The organism is Idiomarina fontislapidosi (assembly GCF_003226255.1).
Taxonomy (GTDB): Bacteria; Pseudomonadota; Gammaproteobacteria; order Enterobacterales; family Alteromonadaceae; genus Idiomarina; species Idiomarina fontislapidosi.
Window position 1 is genome coordinate 72692 of the sequence record NZ_QJST01000011.1, and the last position, 15785, is coordinate 88476.

The 15785-nt window shown below is 48.1% G+C and carries 13 protein-coding genes; 8 read left to right on the top strand and 5 right to left on the bottom strand.

Annotated features, from left to right (window positions below):
• Entirely contained in the window at nucleotides 1-3486 is a 3486-nt protein-coding gene (smc, locus tag DFP83_RS10990) for a chromosome segregation protein SMC (RefSeq protein ID WP_110575676.1), read from the bottom strand.
• A gap of 152 nt (nucleotides 3487-3638) precedes the next feature.
• Between smc and cysZ the strand changes: the two genes are divergently transcribed.
• Both cysZ and DFP83_RS11000 read left to right on the top strand, forming a co-directional pair.
• Entirely contained in the window at nucleotides 3639-4391 is a 753-nt protein-coding gene (gene cysZ, locus DFP83_RS10995; protein WP_110575678.1) for a sulfate transporter CysZ, read from the top strand.
• 71 nt (nucleotides 4392-4462) lie between these two features.
• On the top strand, nucleotides 4463-4816 hold the full coding sequence (locus DFP83_RS11000; RefSeq protein WP_110575679.1) for a hypothetical protein: 354 nt from the start codon (nucleotides 4463-4465) through the stop codon (nucleotides 4814-4816).
• Here DFP83_RS11000 and rmuC read toward each other — a convergent pair.
• Nucleotides 4761-6068, bottom strand: coding sequence for a DNA recombination protein RmuC (gene rmuC, locus DFP83_RS11005; RefSeq protein WP_110575680.1), 1308 nt, complete (start codon nucleotides 6066-6068; stop codon nucleotides 4761-4763). The two genes, DFP83_RS11000 and rmuC, sit on opposite strands and share 56 nt — an antisense overlap.
• Before the next feature lie 2 nt (nucleotides 6069-6070).
• Complete coding sequence (locus tag DFP83_RS11010; RefSeq protein WP_110575681.1) at nucleotides 6071-7594, bottom strand: fumarate hydratase; 1524 nt, start codon at nucleotides 7592-7594, stop codon at nucleotides 6071-6073.
• A gap of 182 nt (nucleotides 7595-7776) precedes the next feature.
• On the opposite strand from DFP83_RS11010, the gene pabB reads away from it, so the two are divergent.
• The 3 genes from pabB to DFP83_RS11025 all read left to right on the top strand — a co-directional run bounded on the left by pabB (nucleotide 7777) and on the right by DFP83_RS11025 (nucleotide 11306).
• Entirely contained in the window at nucleotides 7777-9204 is a 1428-nt protein-coding gene (gene pabB / locus DFP83_RS11015; RefSeq protein ID WP_110575683.1) for an aminodeoxychorismate synthase component I, read from the top strand.
• Nucleotides 9197-9808, top strand: a complete 612-nt coding sequence (locus DFP83_RS11020) for a CoA pyrophosphatase (RefSeq protein ID WP_110575685.1) — start codon at nucleotides 9197-9199, stop codon at nucleotides 9806-9808. Before pabB ends, DFP83_RS11020 begins: the two co-directional genes overlap by 8 nt.
• Before the next feature lie 124 nt (nucleotides 9809-9932).
• Nucleotides 9933-11306: an L-serine ammonia-lyase gene (locus DFP83_RS11025; RefSeq protein WP_110575687.1), complete on the top strand. Its 1374-nt coding sequence runs from the start codon at nucleotides 9933-9935 to the stop codon at nucleotides 11304-11306.
• 25 nt (nucleotides 11307-11331) lie between these two features.
• Here DFP83_RS11025 and cysB read toward each other — a convergent pair whose 3' ends face one another.
• Nucleotides 11332-12306: an HTH-type transcriptional regulator CysB gene (cysB, locus tag DFP83_RS11030; RefSeq protein WP_110575689.1), complete on the bottom strand. Its 975-nt coding sequence runs from the start codon at nucleotides 12304-12306 to the stop codon at nucleotides 11332-11334.
• A 100-nt stretch (nucleotides 12307-12406) separates the two neighbouring features.
• On the opposite strand from cysB, the gene DFP83_RS11035 reads away from it, so the two are divergent.
• The 3 genes from DFP83_RS11035 to yciH all read left to right on the top strand — a co-directional run bounded on the left by DFP83_RS11035 (nucleotide 12407) and on the right by yciH (nucleotide 14216).
• Entirely contained in the window at nucleotides 12407-13087 is a 681-nt protein-coding gene (locus tag DFP83_RS11035) for a sensor histidine kinase (protein ID WP_110575691.1), read from the top strand.
• 85 nt (nucleotides 13088-13172) lie between these two features.
• Nucleotides 13173-13874, top strand: a complete 702-nt coding sequence (locus DFP83_RS11040; RefSeq protein WP_241971632.1) for a hypothetical protein — start codon at nucleotides 13173-13175, stop codon at nucleotides 13872-13874.
• Nucleotides 13875-13880: 6 nt separating this feature from the next.
• On the top strand, nucleotides 13881-14216 hold the full coding sequence (yciH, locus tag DFP83_RS11045; RefSeq protein ID WP_110575695.1) for a stress response translation initiation inhibitor YciH: 336 nt from the start codon (nucleotides 13881-13883) through the stop codon (nucleotides 14214-14216).
• Here yciH and DFP83_RS11050 read toward each other — a convergent pair.
• The gene (locus tag DFP83_RS11050) at nucleotides 14197-15702 is read right to left on the bottom strand and encodes a PP2C family protein-serine/threonine phosphatase (protein ID WP_241971631.1); all 1506 of its coding nucleotides are present in this window, start codon (nucleotides 15700-15702) and stop codon (nucleotides 14197-14199) included. The genes yciH and DFP83_RS11050 overlap by 20 nt on opposite strands.
• Between the last annotated feature and the right edge of the window lie 83 nt (nucleotides 15703-15785).

Here is a 15785-nt window from a genome sequence, read left to right on the forward strand (position 1 = left end):
TTATGCTTCGGTCATCGCCACAGCTTGTTCGATATCGACAGCGACGAGTCGCGATACGCCGGCTTCTTGCATGGTTACACCCGCCAAATGCGTTGCCATTTCCATCGCAACTTTATTATGGCTTATATAAATAAATTGAACTGTTTCTGACATTTCCCTAACTAGGCGACAGAATCGCCCCACGTTAGCATCATCCAATGGCGCATCCACTTCATCAAGCAAGCAGAACGGAGCTGGATTGAGCCTAAAAATGGCAAATACTAATGATAAAGCGGTCAACGCTTTTTCTCCACCGCTGAGTAGATGGATCGTGCTATTCTTTTTACCGGGTGGCTGCGCCATAATTGTCACCCCGGTCTCTAACAAGTCACTATCTGTTAACTCTAACGATGCTGAGCCGCCACCAAACACCTTCGGGAACAACTTTTGTAAATCACTGTTCACTGCATCGAATGTCGTTTTAAACCGTTGCCGCGTCTCGCGGTCAATTTTCTGTATCGCCGCTTCTAGCGTTTCTAACGCTGACGATAAATCATCATATTGCTCGTCGAGATAGTCTTTACGTTGTTTTTGCGTTTCCGCTTCTTCAATTGCGGCTAAATTAATAGCGCCCAAACGACTGACTTGTTGTGTCGTGCGCTCAAGCTGCTGCGCGTAGTCCTGTTCGAGCTGACTCATCGAAGTGCCCGCATCAACCGCCTCATGAAGTTTAGGCAAACTTTCTTTCAAGGTCTTTTGTGTTTGCGACAGTTGTTCGAGCACGCTTTGCGTGCGTTCCTCAAGCTTCGCTTGTTCGATGTCGATCCCTTGTAATGCTTGTTGTGTGCGATCGATTTTAAGCTGTAATTGCGAACGCCCTTGGCTTAATTCGTGGATATCTTGCTCAACTTGGGCGAGCGCATCGCGGGTACCTTGCAGAACCTCGCTGCGCTCCTCACGCTGCGCCAACAAATCTTCTAATTGTGCTTGCTGCGGCTCGTCGCTATCGGCGTTTTGTTCAGCCAGCGTCTTCAACTCGTCTGCAATAACCTCGAGTCTCTGACTTTGCCGCTGTGCCATTCGTTGCAGCTGAGTTTGTTGCTCTTGTGCGTTGGTTAACTGCAGTCGTTGCTGTTCCAGTTGCGTGCGCACACTCTGTTCTTGCTGCTCACATTCGCGCTGTTGCCGCTCTACCGCGCTCCGTTGTGATTGGTTAAGTTCAGACGCTAATTGTTCGAGTTGCAGTTCGAGCTCATCGGCTGTCGACTCACATATCATCGCTTGTTGCTCGGCAGTCTCGAGCTTCGCGTTAACCTGCGACGACTTATCAGCAAGCTGCTGCAAGGTTTTATCAAGGCGTGCTTGTTGCTGTTGCGCGTTATCCAACTGTTGTTGCGCTCGCACCCATGTCTCGCGCTGCTCATTATAGGTTTGCTCAGCGATCTGTTTGGCTTGTTTAGCGGCTTCCACTTGTTGCACCAATTGAGCGTGCTCGTCGGCCACTTCTTTAACCTGCGCAACCAGCCTGTGATGATCCTGTTCTAATTGCGCTAATTCAGCCTGTCGATGCAGCAGACCCGATTGACTCTGCTCGCCCGCACGCTGAACGAAGCCATGCATCACAATGTCACCCGCTTGTGTCAGGGCCGCGATTGCCTGTGGGTGTTGGCGTAACAGCTGCTGACAGTGAGCAATCGAGTCGCCGACAAGGCAGCGTTGAACCAGTGGCCAATCGCGCACAGTACCCGACACGAAGGTCGCTAACCCGGTGACGTCTGAAGGCAGGCGTACAGAACCATCGGGGAGCGCTAACATTGCTCCATTGGGCAAGTCATCAACCTCGGCATTATGCTCCGCCCAGTAGCTATTAAGCCATGGCGCTAACCAGGCTTCGGCGGCATCACGCCAGGCGGGGTCGACTTTGAGTAATTCGGCGACAGTGCGTAATTGCCGCTCAGCCGCCCACTGCCGCACCGGCTCGTTGATGGTGCCATCTTCACCCGCTAACCACTCGCGCAATACGTCCGCACGGGTTTGTAGACTCTGCTGCTCGCTTTGCAAGCGTTGCATCTGTGTTTGGCAGTTATGCAAGCTTTGCTGTGCCGCTTCGTAGGCGTGTGCCGCACGCTTTAGTTCGGCTTCACTTTGCGTCATCTGTTGCTGAATATCGCCCAGCTCATCCTGTTGTTGCTGAATACCGACCTCGCGCGCTTGTTCGCGCACTTGTTCGCTTTGTTCAGCAATTTCCGCAAGGGTCTCGCGACTATGGTCAATCGTCTGTTGCGCTTGTTGTTGTGCTAATTCATTGCGTTGTTTTTGCTGTTCGACCTCACGCAATTGTCGCTGAGTGTGTTGCTCATGCAGCTCAACCTGTTGCAATTGTTCACGGGCTTCTTCGTGACGCGTTGTGGCGATCTCGAGCTGCGCTTCGAGTCGTTCCAACTCTGGCGCCAGCTCAGCAATTCTGTGTGCCAGTTCTTCCTTACGTTGGCTATCCTCGGCATCATGTTCAGTAAGCTGTTCACGCTCCTGTGTTAACTGGGCAACACGCGCTTCACGCTGTTGCTCAAGTTGCCGTTGATGTTGCATCGCCTGCTCTATTCGCATGATCTGGTGATTGCACTCATAGACCGATTGCTGTGCGTGCTCGACCCTCTGCTTTAACTCCTCAGCCTGCTCTCGGAGCGTGATAACGCCTTTTTCTTCGCCGGTCTGTTCAGTTTGCCAACGATCCAGCTCTAGCCGGTACTGATTTCGTTTTTCGCGCAATTGGTTTTGCTTTTCGTTTAACTGCCACCACCGGCTACTCAACAACAACGCTTTAAATTCACGCTCTTGTGATTTCAGTTCTTTATAGCGCTGCGCTGCAGCGGCTTGCCGCTGTAGCTTTTGTAATTGCTGCCCCAGTTCTTCGCGCACATCGCTGATTCGTTCGAGGTTTTCACGCGTGTGCAACATGCGGCTCTCGGTCTCTTTACGACGCTCTTTATACTTAGAAATACCCGCGGCTTCCTCAATAAACACACGCAACTCTTGCGGTTTTGACTCAATTAAGCGAGAGATCATGCCCTGCTCTATGATGGCGTAGCTGCGCGGGCCCAGCCCGGTACCGAGAAATAAATCAGTAATATCGCGTCGCCGACATTTACTGTTATTGAGGAAGTAGTTTGATTGACCGTCTCGATTGACTTGTCGTTTGACCGAGATTTCTTTGTAGGATGCGAACTCACCTTGAATACGTCCACTGGTATTATCAAATACCAATTCGACACTGGCTTGGGATACAGGTTTACGGGCATTTGAACCATTAAAAATGACATCGGTCATCGCGTCGCCGCGTAAGTTTTTTGCCGAACTCTCACCGAGCACCCAACGCACTGCATCAATGACGTTCGACTTGCCGCATCCATTAGGACCGACAACACACGTCATTTGATCGGGAAAAGGTACTTTGGTGGCATCGACAAACGATTTGAAACCAGCCAGTTTTATATGTTTCAGGCGCATTTTATTGTCGTTGTATCCATCGCGCGAGTGCGTTTAAGCATGAGTGAGAAACTCTAGCAGATTCATTTGAGTTTTGTAACAATTTAGCCACTGCAAAACAGGCGTTTTAGCATTATCCTAGTACTATACATCAACTCTACAAAGGTTACTCAATGCAAAAAGCAGTCTTTAGCGATTCAGGTTTCGCCTATTTGCTTCGCGGGTTTCAGTTAATGACCACCAAAGGCCTTAAACGGTTTGTGGTCGGTCCGATTTTAATTAACTTTGTTCTATTTGCCGCTGCCTTTAGCTGGCTAATGAGCCGTACTAGCGGTTGGATTGATCAGCTTATGGGGCTATTGCCGAGTTACTTTCAGTGGCTTGAATACCTCATCTGGCCACTCACGGTATTGTTTATACTCGGACTATTCGCATTTATTTTTACGGCGATAACCAATATCATTGCAGCGCCTTTTAATGGCTTGCTTGCCGAGAAAGTCGAGCAGTATGAATCGGGTCAGCCATTAGGCGATGAGGGTGTCATGGGGTTGGTAAAAGATATTCCACGCACCGTCGGTCGAGAGTTCCAAAAACTTGCTTACTATCTACCCCGCGCGATTGGCTTCTTTTTATTATCGCTCGTTGTTCCAGTGATAGGTCAAATCATCTGGTTCTTGTGGGTGTGCTGGATGCTTGCGATTCAATACATGGATTACGCGTTCGATAATCACAAACTCGATTTTGGTCGCATGCGATTTGAATTGCGGGCGCAAAAGTTCCGCTCATTAAGTTTCGGAATGGCGATTACCATCATCACCATGCTACCGTTTATCAATCTCGTTATCATGCCTGTTGCTATCGCTGGGGCGACCGCTATGTGGGTTGATCACTACCGAGCTAAAGCGTTGAATTCGGACGTTTTATAACACTTTTCGCGTCTGTTTAAGGCGGTGCGGCTTCGTCACAATAACGAGACGTTATTTCGGAGCCGCAACAGATGAATAGCAACGCACTTTATACTTATCTCTATTTGCCAACCAGCAATATCATTCTGATTAGCAGCCCTGCTGAGGGCTCATCGAAACGCCGCAATCGCGCTAAATTGGCTGATGCAGCGCAGTGGCTAAAGCAATTTTCGCCTATCGATCAGCAACGCTTTGCGTCAGCGATCAAACTATTACAACATAGCCAGAGCCACGATATGCTGTGCGTACGCTTACAATTGAACAGCCTACAACATGTGCTGATGCCAGTGCGTCTTCAGCGGCAGCAATGGATATGTGGTCAAGTGACCATTAATCATCCGCTGCCTCCTCACTTTCCGCGTCTTTGTGAAGCGTCGTTGCACTGAGTTGTTTGCTGGTTTGCACACCCATTGCACGAAACTTCTCAACGCGTGTGAGTAGATTGCCACGCCCTTGGCTCAGCTTTTTGGTTGCATCTTGATAACGCTGTTCAAGGGTTTGGATACTTGTGCCGATTTTATCGAGGTCCTCGACAAAGCCTACAAACTTATCGTACAGCTTACCGGCCTCTGCGGCGATAAACTGCGCATTTTGGTTTTGGTGCTCATACTGCCAAATATTATGAATCGTGCGTAAGGCAACGAGTAAGTTGGTCGGGCTTACCAACATGATTTGCTCATCCAGCGCCAGCTTTATTAGCTCAGGGTCTTTATCGACAGCCAACAAAAATGCCGGCTCAATAGGTACAAAAAGTAGGACATAATCCAGCGTCTTGATGCCCTGTAATTGCTGATAGTTCTTTTTGCCTAATTGCTTGATGTGTTGCCGAAGCGACTGCACATGTTCGCTCAGCGCTTGCTTGCGGACCGCTTCATCATCGCTATTAAAGTAGCGTTCATAAGCCGATAAACTGACTTTTGAATCAATCACGACATCGCGTTCGTTAGGTAGATGCACAATGACATCGGGACGCAGCCGCTTGCCATCATCATCCGCAAACGACGATTGGGTATCGTACTCATGTCCCTCCCGCAAACCAGACTGTTGCAAGATGCGCTCAAGCACTACCTCACCCCAGTTGCCTTGGTGTTTGTTATCACCTTTTAACGCTCGCGTCAGTGCATCCGCCTCTTGCGCCATCTGTTGGTTCAGTGTCTTTAATGACAACAGTTCACTGCGCAATGCCGCGCGTTCTTTGGTCTCATCGCTATGTTGTTGCTGTACTTGCTGCTTAAAGCTTTCGAGTTGTTGTTTGAAAGGCGCGAGCGTTGCTTGCAGGCTCTGTTGGTGCTGTTGCTGCATTTGATTCGAACGCTGTTCAAAAATCCGGTTGGCTAAATTCTCAAACTGCTGCGACATGCGTTGTTCTGCCGCCTCCAAGGTACGCAGTTTATCCTCACTCGCCCGCCGTTCCTGTGCCGCCGTTGCACGAAGGGTTTGCCACTGCGACTCGGTGTAGTGTAAGCGCTCGCGCAACTGATCAAGTTGCTCTGTTTGCGTTTCTAGGGTGTCCGCTAACGTATTGGCACGCGTTACGCTAGCACGCCACAATACTGCGAAAACCACACCGATTACCGTCACTACAAACAAAAGCACCACCCAAATGGTGGTGCTCATCGTCATCATGTCGTGCAACACGATTACGCTCCTAGCTTCTCATCAAGCTCTGCAATTTTCACTTTCCAAATCGCAGGACCTTGCTCGTGAGCATTGTGTCCATCACTGTCGACGGCCACGGTGACTGGCATATCCTCGACTTCAAACTCGTAGATAGCTTCCATTCCCAAGTCTTCGAAGCCGACCACACGCGCTTTCTTGATCGCTTTTGCGACCAAGTATGCCGCCCCGCCCACAGCCATCAAATAAACGGCCTTGTGCTTGCGAATGCTTTCAACCGCTTCCGGACCACGTTCAGCTTTACCGATCATGCCGATAATACCGGCCTCTTCAAGCATCATGTCGGTGAATTTATCCATCCGCGTTGATGTAGTCGGACCGGCAGGACCCACCACCTCATCACCTACGGGGTCAACCGGACCGACGTAATAGATAAAGCGGTTATTAAAATCAACCGGTAGCTCTTCACCGTTTGCTAGCATTTCTTTAATACGTTTATGGGCTGCATCACGTCCTGTTAATAATTTACCCGACAACAGAACCGTCTCGCCCATCTTCCATTCTTGAATATCTTCTTTGGTGACTTCGTCTAAGTTGACGCGGCGTGCATCGTCGCCCAATTCAAAGGTCACTTGTGGCCAATCTTCTAATTTTGGTGGCGTTAAGTCCGCAGGACCGGTGCCATCCAATGTAAAGTGCGCGTGACGCGTTGCGGCACAGTTTGGAATTAACGTCACGGGTTTTGAAGCGGCGTGCGTCGGTAGTGATTTAATTTTCACATCTAACACCGTAGTAACACCACCCAAACCTTGCGCGCCGATACCCAACGCATTCACTCGGTTAAAGATCTCTAATCGCAGTTCTTCTTCCGCGTTCTGTGGGCCGCGCTCAATGAGTTCGTGGATATCAACAGGGTCCATCAGTGACTCTTTAGCCAGCACTGCCGATTTTTCTGCGGTACCGCCCACACCAATACCCAGCATACCCGGCGGACACCAACCCGCACCGAGTTTCGGTAACGTTTCAACAACCCAGTCAGCAATAGAATCACTTGGGTTAAGCATCGCCATTTTTGATTTGTTTTCTGAACCGCCACCTTTCGCCGCGATCATTACTTCTACTTTATCGCCTGGCACCATATCTAAATGCACCACAGCAGGGGTGTTATCGCCGGTGTTTTTACGTGCGCCAGCTGGATCGGCAACGATTGATGCTCGCAACGGGTTTTCAGGATTGGTGTACGCGCGGCGAGTACCTTCGTCGACCATTTGCTGCACCGTCATATCCGTTTTATCCCATTGCACGCCCATACCAACCTTAACAAAACAGGTTACGATACCGGTGTCTTGGCAAATCGGACGGTGCCCTTGCGCCGACATACGCGAGTTCGTCAATACTTGTGCAATCGCGTTCTTCGCGGCTTCGCTTTTTTCGCGCTGATAAGCTTCATCGAGCGCTTGAATAAAGTCGATAGGATGGTAGTAAGAAATGTACTGCAACGAGTCTGCAATACTGTCGATAAAATCACTTTGACGAATGATGGCCATTCACTGCACCTCAGCTTAGCTATGATGTTAATATCGCCGCAAACAGGCATTTAACGCGGCAGAATAGTGCCGCTCATAATAGCGTTTTCGAATCGTCATGACTAGAGACGATTGGTCTAATGGCTATGGTATACTGCGATTAGAGTAAGCTAGAGCCGTAAATTTTTGGGGTAGACGACACCGTGCAACTGACACTTCGTGAATTAACCGATCAACGTATTCCAAAACAGTCTGCAAGCGCTGAAGAGTGGGATCATTGGGTAACACAACGTTTTGCTACGATAGAGCAGACCGATTATAGCCTGTGGTTAGACTCAGCAGCGTTTGAACACCCCAACAGTCGTTATCACCTATTGCTGAAACATCCCGAGTATATTTTATCCGCTCGCGAGCACACGACAACGCTGAGTAAAGTGGCGAAGAACACACGCCTTGAGCTTGCCTGCACGGATAACTCATTCATCGGTGCTGCCAGTCAGATTCATCAACAACTGCAACAACAAGTTGAGGTGAACGGCGATAGCTCAGAACTGCCCTTTTGCGGCGGACTCGCAGGATTAATGGGATACGACCTTGGCCGTCAACTGGAGCGCCTGCCCACACTCAATGCGGCCGAATATGCAACCGATGACGCGGTATTTGGGGTCTACCTAAATTCACTCATTATTGATAAACACGAGAAACGCGTCTTTTTACTCGCACCCGCCGAGGAGTTTGCTGAGCAACAGCACGCTTGGCTCACGCCGGTGAGTCATCAATCCGAGTCATTTAAACTCATGAGCTCATGGCAAAGCAACATGTCGGCTCAGGAGTATTTAGCACGCTTTGATGCGGTTAAAGCGTACCTTGCGGCGGGCGACTGTTACCAAATCAATCTTGCGCAACGTTTTACTGCTCAGTACTCTGGCTCAGAGTGGCTCGCCTACCTGCGACTCAGAGACAGTAACCGAGCTCCATTCAGCGCATTTATGCGTTTACCAACAAGCTGTTTGTTGAGTGTATCGCCAGAGCGGTTTATTTCGGTTTCAGCTACCGGCTACGTGGAGACTAAACCGATTAAGGGTACCCGCCCACGGAGCACCTCCGCAGAACAAGATGACGCTAACCGCCAAGCACTTGCGCATGCCGAAAAGGATCGCGCGGAAAACCTAATGATCGTTGATTTATTGCGTAACGACCTCAGTAAACACTGCCAAGCAGGCTCAGTAAAAGTACCCAAACTCTTTGCGATTGAAAGTTTCCCTGCGGTGCATCATTTGGTTTCGACCATTGAGGGTCAGTTGAAGCAACAAAGCGATACCTTCCTATTATGGGGCGGCGCGTTTCCCGGCGGTTCCATTACCGGTGCACCTAAGGTCCGTGCCATGGAGATCATCGAAGAACTCGAACCTCATCGTCGTAATGCCTACTGCGGCTCTATCGGCTATGTATCGATTACCGGCGCCAGCGATAGCAGCATTACCATTCGCACCTTGGTCGCTGAACGCAATACTTTACATTGTTGGGCGGGTGGCGGCTTAGTCTACGACTCGAATGGGCAAGAAGAGTACCAAGAGACCTTTGACAAGGTTGCGCGTATTCTACCAACGTTGGAGTCTCCGCATGATTAAAACTCGCAGTGAATTCTTGCGTCGCTTTAACTTGCAGCCTTCGCCCAAAATCGAGCGCCGAGTCGATAATGTTCTGAAACAAAAGCTACGACCTGCAGCCGTCATGATTTTACTGGTTGAACGTCCGCATGGCTTATCATTATTGCTCACTCAGCGCGCAAAAACACTGCGTAAGCATGCAGGACAAATAAGCTTTCCTGGGGGGCGTTTTGATCAATCGGACCGACATTTACTTGAAACGGCGTTACGTGAAACTGAAGAAGAGATCGGCTTAAGTAGAAACGATATTGAGGTGGTTGGGCGCCTACAAGACTACCCCGTTCTGAGCTACTACAATATTCGCCCTTTCATCGGCTTTGCAAAAGTCGAGTATGCGTTACGCCGCCAACCCAGTGAAGTCGCCGAAATCTTTGAAGTTCCGCTTGCCGATGTGCTCGATCCTTACAACCATTATGCCTATCGTATTCGCAAGTTTATCTATGACCGCGTTTACTTCATTCCTTGGCAACACCGCAATATTTGGGGCGCGACAGCCGGTATTCTGCGTGAACTTGCCGAGCATCTCCAGCCAGAACTCAAGCAACAGGTAAGTCCACTCAATTAACGATAAACAGTGGCAGCTAAGCTATACTTCTCATTTCTAACTTATTCCGCGATTTTACTTGCCAGAGTGGGTGGCAAGCATGCGACAATGAGTGGAATCTCGAATTAACCAATGGGTCAGATGTATGATCAGTGTTTTTGATATCTATAAAATAGGAATCGGTCCATCGAGCTCGCATACGGTCGGCCCGATGAAAGCTGCCTATTATTTTTTAGAAGCAGCCAAGGAAAAAGGCGTTCTTAATGACGCTGATGGCATTGAAGTTGAGCTTTTTGGCTCGTTAGGACAAACCGGTAAAGGTCATGGTACTGGTAAAGCGGTTATCTTAGGACTTGCTGGCGAACTACCTGAAACCGTTGATACCGATAACGTAGAAAACTTTCTTGAGCAAACACGCAAGTCGGAAAAGCTCGTTCTATTGAAAGAAAAAGAAGTGTACTTTCCGAACGAGGGTGCGATTACATTTCACCGTCGCAAGACCATGCCCAAGCATGCCAACGCGATGGAACTAAGGTTAATGAAGCAGGGTGAGGTCATTTATAAAGACCTCTACTACTCAATTGGTGGCGGCTTTATCGTCCGTGATGCTGATTTTGATGAAACCCTAGAAGAAGCGATTGAACAATCGGACAAGCCCATCCCCTACCCGTTTGATACGGCTGCTGAGTTACTTCAGCACACCAAGGATACTGGGATGCGCATCAGCTCGCTGATGATGGCAAACGAGAAAGTATTTAGAAGCGAAGATGAAATTCGTTCAGGCTTGATGAAAATCTGGCGTACGATGCAACAAAGCATCGAGAATGGCATTAATACCGAAGGTATCTTGCCAGGCGGTCTTAAAGTAAGACGCCGCGCTTCGTGTTTGTATCAGCGCCTGAAGAAAGAGAAATCAACAGAGCCGATGCAGTTTATGGATTGGGTGGATTTATTTGCCCTTGCTGTAAACGAAGAAAACGCCGCGGGCGGCCGTATTGTCACCGCACCAACTAACGGTGCAGCAGGTATCGTTCCTGCGGTCATGAGCTACGCTGATAAATTCATCGAAACCTTAGATGAAGACTCCGTTGTGCGCTTCTTATTGACCTCTGCCGCGATTGGTATTTTGTATAAGAAAAATGCCTCGATTTCTGGTGCCGAAGTGGGCTGTCAAGGTGAAGTCGGCGTTGCATGTTCAATGGCTGCGGCGGGTCTTGCCGAGTACATGGGCGGCTCAGCACTTAATGTCGAAAACGCAGCAGAAATTGGCATGGAGCACAACTTAGGCCTGACCTGCGACCCAGTAGGCGGCTTGGTGCAAGTGCCTTGTATTGAACGTAATGCAATGGGTGCAATTAAGGCGATTAATGCCGCACGCTTAGCAATGCGTGGCACCGGTGATCACAAGGTCTCTCTTGATAAAGTGATCAAGACGATGTGGGAAACCGGTAATGATATGAAAACTAAGTATAAAGAAACCGCTCGTGGTGGTTTAGCGGTTAACATTATCGAGTGCTAACCGCACTGGCTATTGGGCTACCGACTTATAACGTCGGTAGCTCGATATCAGAAAACAACTTCTCAATTTCTTCATGACTGCGCAACTGCATCGCTTCTTCGACTCTTGATTTAGTCAGGTGCGGAGCGAAGTTCTCGATAAAATCAAACATATACGTGCGCAAGAACGAACCTCGGCGAAAACCGATTTTTGTCGTACTTGGATCAAACAAGTGTGCCGCAGGTAAGGCGATTAAATCAGTGTCTTCTTCTGCGTCATAGGCCATGGTTGCCACCACGCCAATACCAATTCCCATTCGGACATACGTCTTAATCACGTCTGCGTCTGTCGCAGTGAAGACGATTTGCGGTTCTTCACCTGCTGTATTAAACGCTTTGTCGAGTTCTGAGCGACCCGTAAACCCGTGTACATAGGTCACGATAGGATGCTGTGCGATATCGTGAATCGACAGTTTATCGATTTGTGCCAGCGGATGGTCTTTAGGCACTATGATAGAGCGGTTCCAGTGATAACACGGCAACATGATCAAATCTTGATAAAGGTGTAGCGCTTCAGTTGCTATGGCAAAATCGGCCTTACCTTTTGCTGCCGCCTCACTGATTTGTGATGGAGATCCTTGGTGCATATGCAGCGACACCTTAGGATACTGCTCAATAAAGCGTTTAATCACACGGGGTAAGGCATAACGCGCCTGCGTATGCGTTGTTGCAATATTGAGTTTGCCACAGTCGGGTTGAGTGTGCTCAGCAGCAACCGCTTTGATCGCTTGAACTTGTTCTAACACTTGTTGCGCAATATTGATAACTTCTTGACCTGCAGGCGTGACATGTGTGAGATGCTTACCCGTACGACCAAAGATCTGTACACCCAGTTCGTCTTCGAGCATCCTAACTTGCTTACTTATTCCCGGTTGCGAGGTGAACAAGCTTTCCGCAGTGGAGGACACGTTCAAATTGTGATTCAGTACTTCGACAATGTAACGCAATTGCTGTAGCTTCATAGTAAGCAGACCTTATTTGCTGCCGTTTAATATAAAAAAATAATATATTAAATTTAAATCCTATGCCAAACGCATTCTTAAATAATCGATAGAGGCAATCATGTCCAAACCGTCCATTGATTTTTCCACTTTACTTGCAGTGTCTGTTCACGACATGAAAAATTCTTTGGGGTTACTTGTACAACAGCTTGAGGACGTCTCTCATAAAGTAGTAGATACTGACACTCAGCAAGAACTGGCGCATATGCATTATGAAGCACAGCGCATTAATACCAACCTTGTACAATTGCTAGCTTTATATCGCCAACAAGACCTGCTTGAAATTGAGAGCGAGCAGAACTTCCTGGATGAAGTGGTTGAAGAACTCGTAATGAACAACCGCTTTTACAGCAAAAGTCGTGGTATCGACGTTACGGTTAACCTTCCAGATGACTTATTTTTCTTTGGCGATAGAAGCCTAATCACACAAGTTTTAAACGATGTGTTCATTAATGCTATGCGCTACACCGCCGATAAGCTTATGATAGAGGCTAAACGAGTTGAAGATCGTGGGTGTTCCATTACGATAGAGGATAATGGCCCGGGTTACCCCGATTCATTGCTTATGTTGAACGAGCAACAACCGCGCTACTCTGATATGAAAGGTAGCCGTACAGGGCTTGGGCTCTTTTTTGCCAAGTTAATAGCCGAGGCACACGAGTACAAAGGACAGCAAGGCTTTATTAAACTGGAGAACTCTAGTTCGTTAGGCGGTAGTCGTTTTACCCTATACCTACCCTAATGGCATAAGATAGTAGCGACAGACTCAAACTATGGTTTATACAATAATAATATCGCTGATAATATTGCTTGTACTGATGACCGTCATGATCAGTGCAGTACAGCAGTATCGCCAGAAACAAAATTTAGAGCGCAGACAGCGCTTTGCTAAAATTCGCGCAGTGCTTGATCAGGTCGAGGACCTCATCAACATTACTGGGTATTTTCCGATCGGAAAATCTGTCTACGCGTTGTTGAATACGCGTGCTAAAGAACTACTGGTAAGCATGAATGAAGTCATGCCATCGGATGCACTTAAAGATCGTATCAGTGAATATGAAACACGCCTGAAGGGACTCGATTTAAACGATACATCGCTTATATCTGAAGACTTTGAACTCCCGCAAAACGATAAACAAATTATTGCCATGATTAATGCGCTGAAGCGCTTGCGCAGTGCATTGCGGAGCGAACACGCGAAAGGCCGAGTTGACACTCAAGTATATAACTTAGAGGATCAGCGCTTACAAAAATTACAGCTTAAGATAAGCGTAGAAACCTTAATTAAACGGGGTGAAAACGCATACAATAGTAATATGTTAGGCTCGGCGCGTCAGTATTATGAAAAAGCCTTGCGCACTATTGATGAGCATACCTACAGTGATGACTATACCCAGCAAAGACATGAAAAAATCAAAGCTTCGCTAGAGCAAATTACTAGTGAGTTGCGCGACGCTAACAGTAATGACGCGCGTAAGCGAAAAAGCGACGAACTTGAAGAATTATTCCAACCGAAGAAAAAGTGGTAGATCGGCATGGCAGATTGGAAAGACAAACTCTCACAAATGGTTTATAGCACCGACCAAGGACGTATTGATGCTGAGCCAGAGCCTGAACAGGTACCTGAAGGTGATGGTATCGTGCGGTTACAACGCGAAACTAAAGGACGTAAGGGTAAAGGTGTGACTTTGGTTAAAGGACTTGCCCTTCCGCACGATGAGCTAAAGCAGATAGCTAAAAAGCTCAAACAGCAATGTGGCGTTGGCGGTTCCGTGAAAGATTATGTCATTGAGCTCCAAGGCGACCAACGTGACATCATCGAAACATGGCTCATTGACCAAGGTTACCGAGTTAAGCGAGCGGGCGGCTGAGCGTATAACTTACGAACAGCAACGAGCCATTGTCGCGCCATTCGACTTTATCAGCCACTTGAGTAATAAGGTTAAGCCCCCGTCCAAAGGTCTCCTCTGATACTTCGGATGCTTTGGCATTGTGACGTCCGTCAAAACGATGTTCAGTGTTTGACGATAAAGTAAACGACAGTTTTTGCACGTCGGGTTGATAATTGATATCGAAGTAAATTTCGAGCCCTTGCAGGCGCTCAATGCGTGATTGCCGCTCCTCGTAATACCGTTCAAAACTCTCTTGCTGTTTTAGTTTTGATTGCATACCCAACACTGAATGCTCGAGCAAATTATTAAAACTCTCAGCAAAAAGCAGGTATAACGACGTTTTGTGCGGCTGCAAAGCATCCAATTTAGTCAGCGAATCCACCATCCGTTGCATCGGATCGCGATTCTGAATGTCATCTTCTGTCAGAACCACTCGTAACTGAAAAGGCAGGTGGTAGTCATTTAAAGGTTTAGCTATTGGCTCGAGTCGCGTGGGTTGGCACTTTAAACACACCAGTGATAAATCATCGTTTAACGGTACCTCTCCGGTGAAGTCGACAATCCGCTCTACGATTGCTTTAAATTGCGCCTCAGAGCAACCTGTATCCAGCATTTCGGTTACCCAGTCAGCAAAGCGCGCTTCACCGATCATTTCATCTTGATTGTTGCATGCCTCAACGACACCGTCAGTAAACATCACCAGCCGTTGACCCGGACTGACAAAATAGTGCTCGAGTTGGCTATTAAACTGCGAGCGCGGCAAAATGCCAAGCGCCATATGTTGGGGCTTAATAGGGTGCTGCAGTTGCCCTTGTCCATCGAGTAATAATGCATCCGGCATACCACCGCTCCAACAGCTAATTCTGTCGCCGTTTGCAGACATTTCGACGACCAGTGCTGCACAAAACATATCGTCCGGCAGGACTTTATACAACCGACTATTAAACTCAGTCACCATATCGCCGACCGATAAACCACGTTCAGCCATACTAAAAAATGCTTGGGCAACGGGAAGCGCCCCCGTTGCTGGCGCAAGGCCATGTCCGGTAAAATCACCCAAGAACAAGTAGTAGTTGCCAAATGGACCTACCCGCCCCAGGCAGACATCGCCATTAAAATTACTGGTTGGCCGCAGATAACTGCGGATAAAAGGGAAGTCCAGTTGGTTTTCAGCCAACGCATTTTCTAGCATATGCTGGACCACGTTTTGCTCGCGCTCCATCCGCGCAGAGTGCCAAGCTAAAGCACGATTTTTTTGAACCAATGAATAACTGAGCTCCCGCACACGCGCATGGGCGTTAACTTTTGCTTGCAACACCACGGGTTCAAACGGAATACTCAAAAAATCATCGCCACCCACCTTCAAACACTGTAACAGCGTATCTTGCGAATCCAACGCAGTTAAAAAGATAATAGGCAGGTGAATATTGCCAGACATAGCTTTGAGTCGTGGGGTAGTGTTCATAATTCTGTGTCATTTCGTTAAACTAAGCAAAAAAAGAGATGACATATGACCAAAACCAATTTCGACATGGATGCCGCTTTAAA

What these genes read in the sequence shown, in the direction of transcription:
- DFP83_RS11010 (WP_110575681.1), bottom strand. Translation starts at nt 7,594, where the DNA reads ATGGCCATCATTCGTCAAAGTGATTTTATCGACAGTATTGCAGACTCG.
- cysB (WP_110575689.1), bottom strand. Translation starts at nt 12,306, where the DNA reads ATGAAGCTACAGCAATTGCGTTACATTGTCGAAGTACTGAATCACAAT.
- yciH (WP_110575695.1), top strand. Translation starts at nt 13,881, where the DNA reads ATGGCAGATTGGAAAGACAAACTCTCACAAATGGTTTATAGCACCGAC.
- DFP83_RS11040 (WP_241971632.1), top strand. Translation starts at nt 13,173, where the DNA reads ATGATCAGTGCAGTACAGCAGTATCGCCAGAAACAAAATTTAGAGCGC.
- cysZ (WP_110575678.1), top strand. Translation starts at nt 3,639, where the DNA reads ATGCAAAAAGCAGTCTTTAGCGATTCAGGTTTCGCCTATTTGCTTCGC.
- smc (WP_110575676.1), bottom strand. Translation starts at nt 3,486, where the DNA reads ATGCGCCTGAAACATATAAAACTGGCTGGTTTCAAATCGTTTGTCGAT.
- DFP83_RS11020 (WP_110575685.1), top strand. Translation starts at nt 9,197, where the DNA reads ATGATTAAAACTCGCAGTGAATTCTTGCGTCGCTTTAACTTGCAGCCT.
- DFP83_RS11025 (WP_110575687.1), top strand. Translation starts at nt 9,933, where the DNA reads ATGATCAGTGTTTTTGATATCTATAAAATAGGAATCGGTCCATCGAGC.
- DFP83_RS11000 (WP_110575679.1), top strand. Translation starts at nt 4,463, where the DNA reads ATGAATAGCAACGCACTTTATACTTATCTCTATTTGCCAACCAGCAAT.
- DFP83_RS11050 (WP_241971631.1), bottom strand. Translation starts at nt 15,702, where the DNA reads ATGAACACTACCCCACGACTCAAAGCTATGTCTGGCAATATTCACCTG.
- DFP83_RS11035 (WP_110575691.1), top strand. Translation starts at nt 12,407, where the DNA reads ATGTCCAAACCGTCCATTGATTTTTCCACTTTACTTGCAGTGTCTGTT.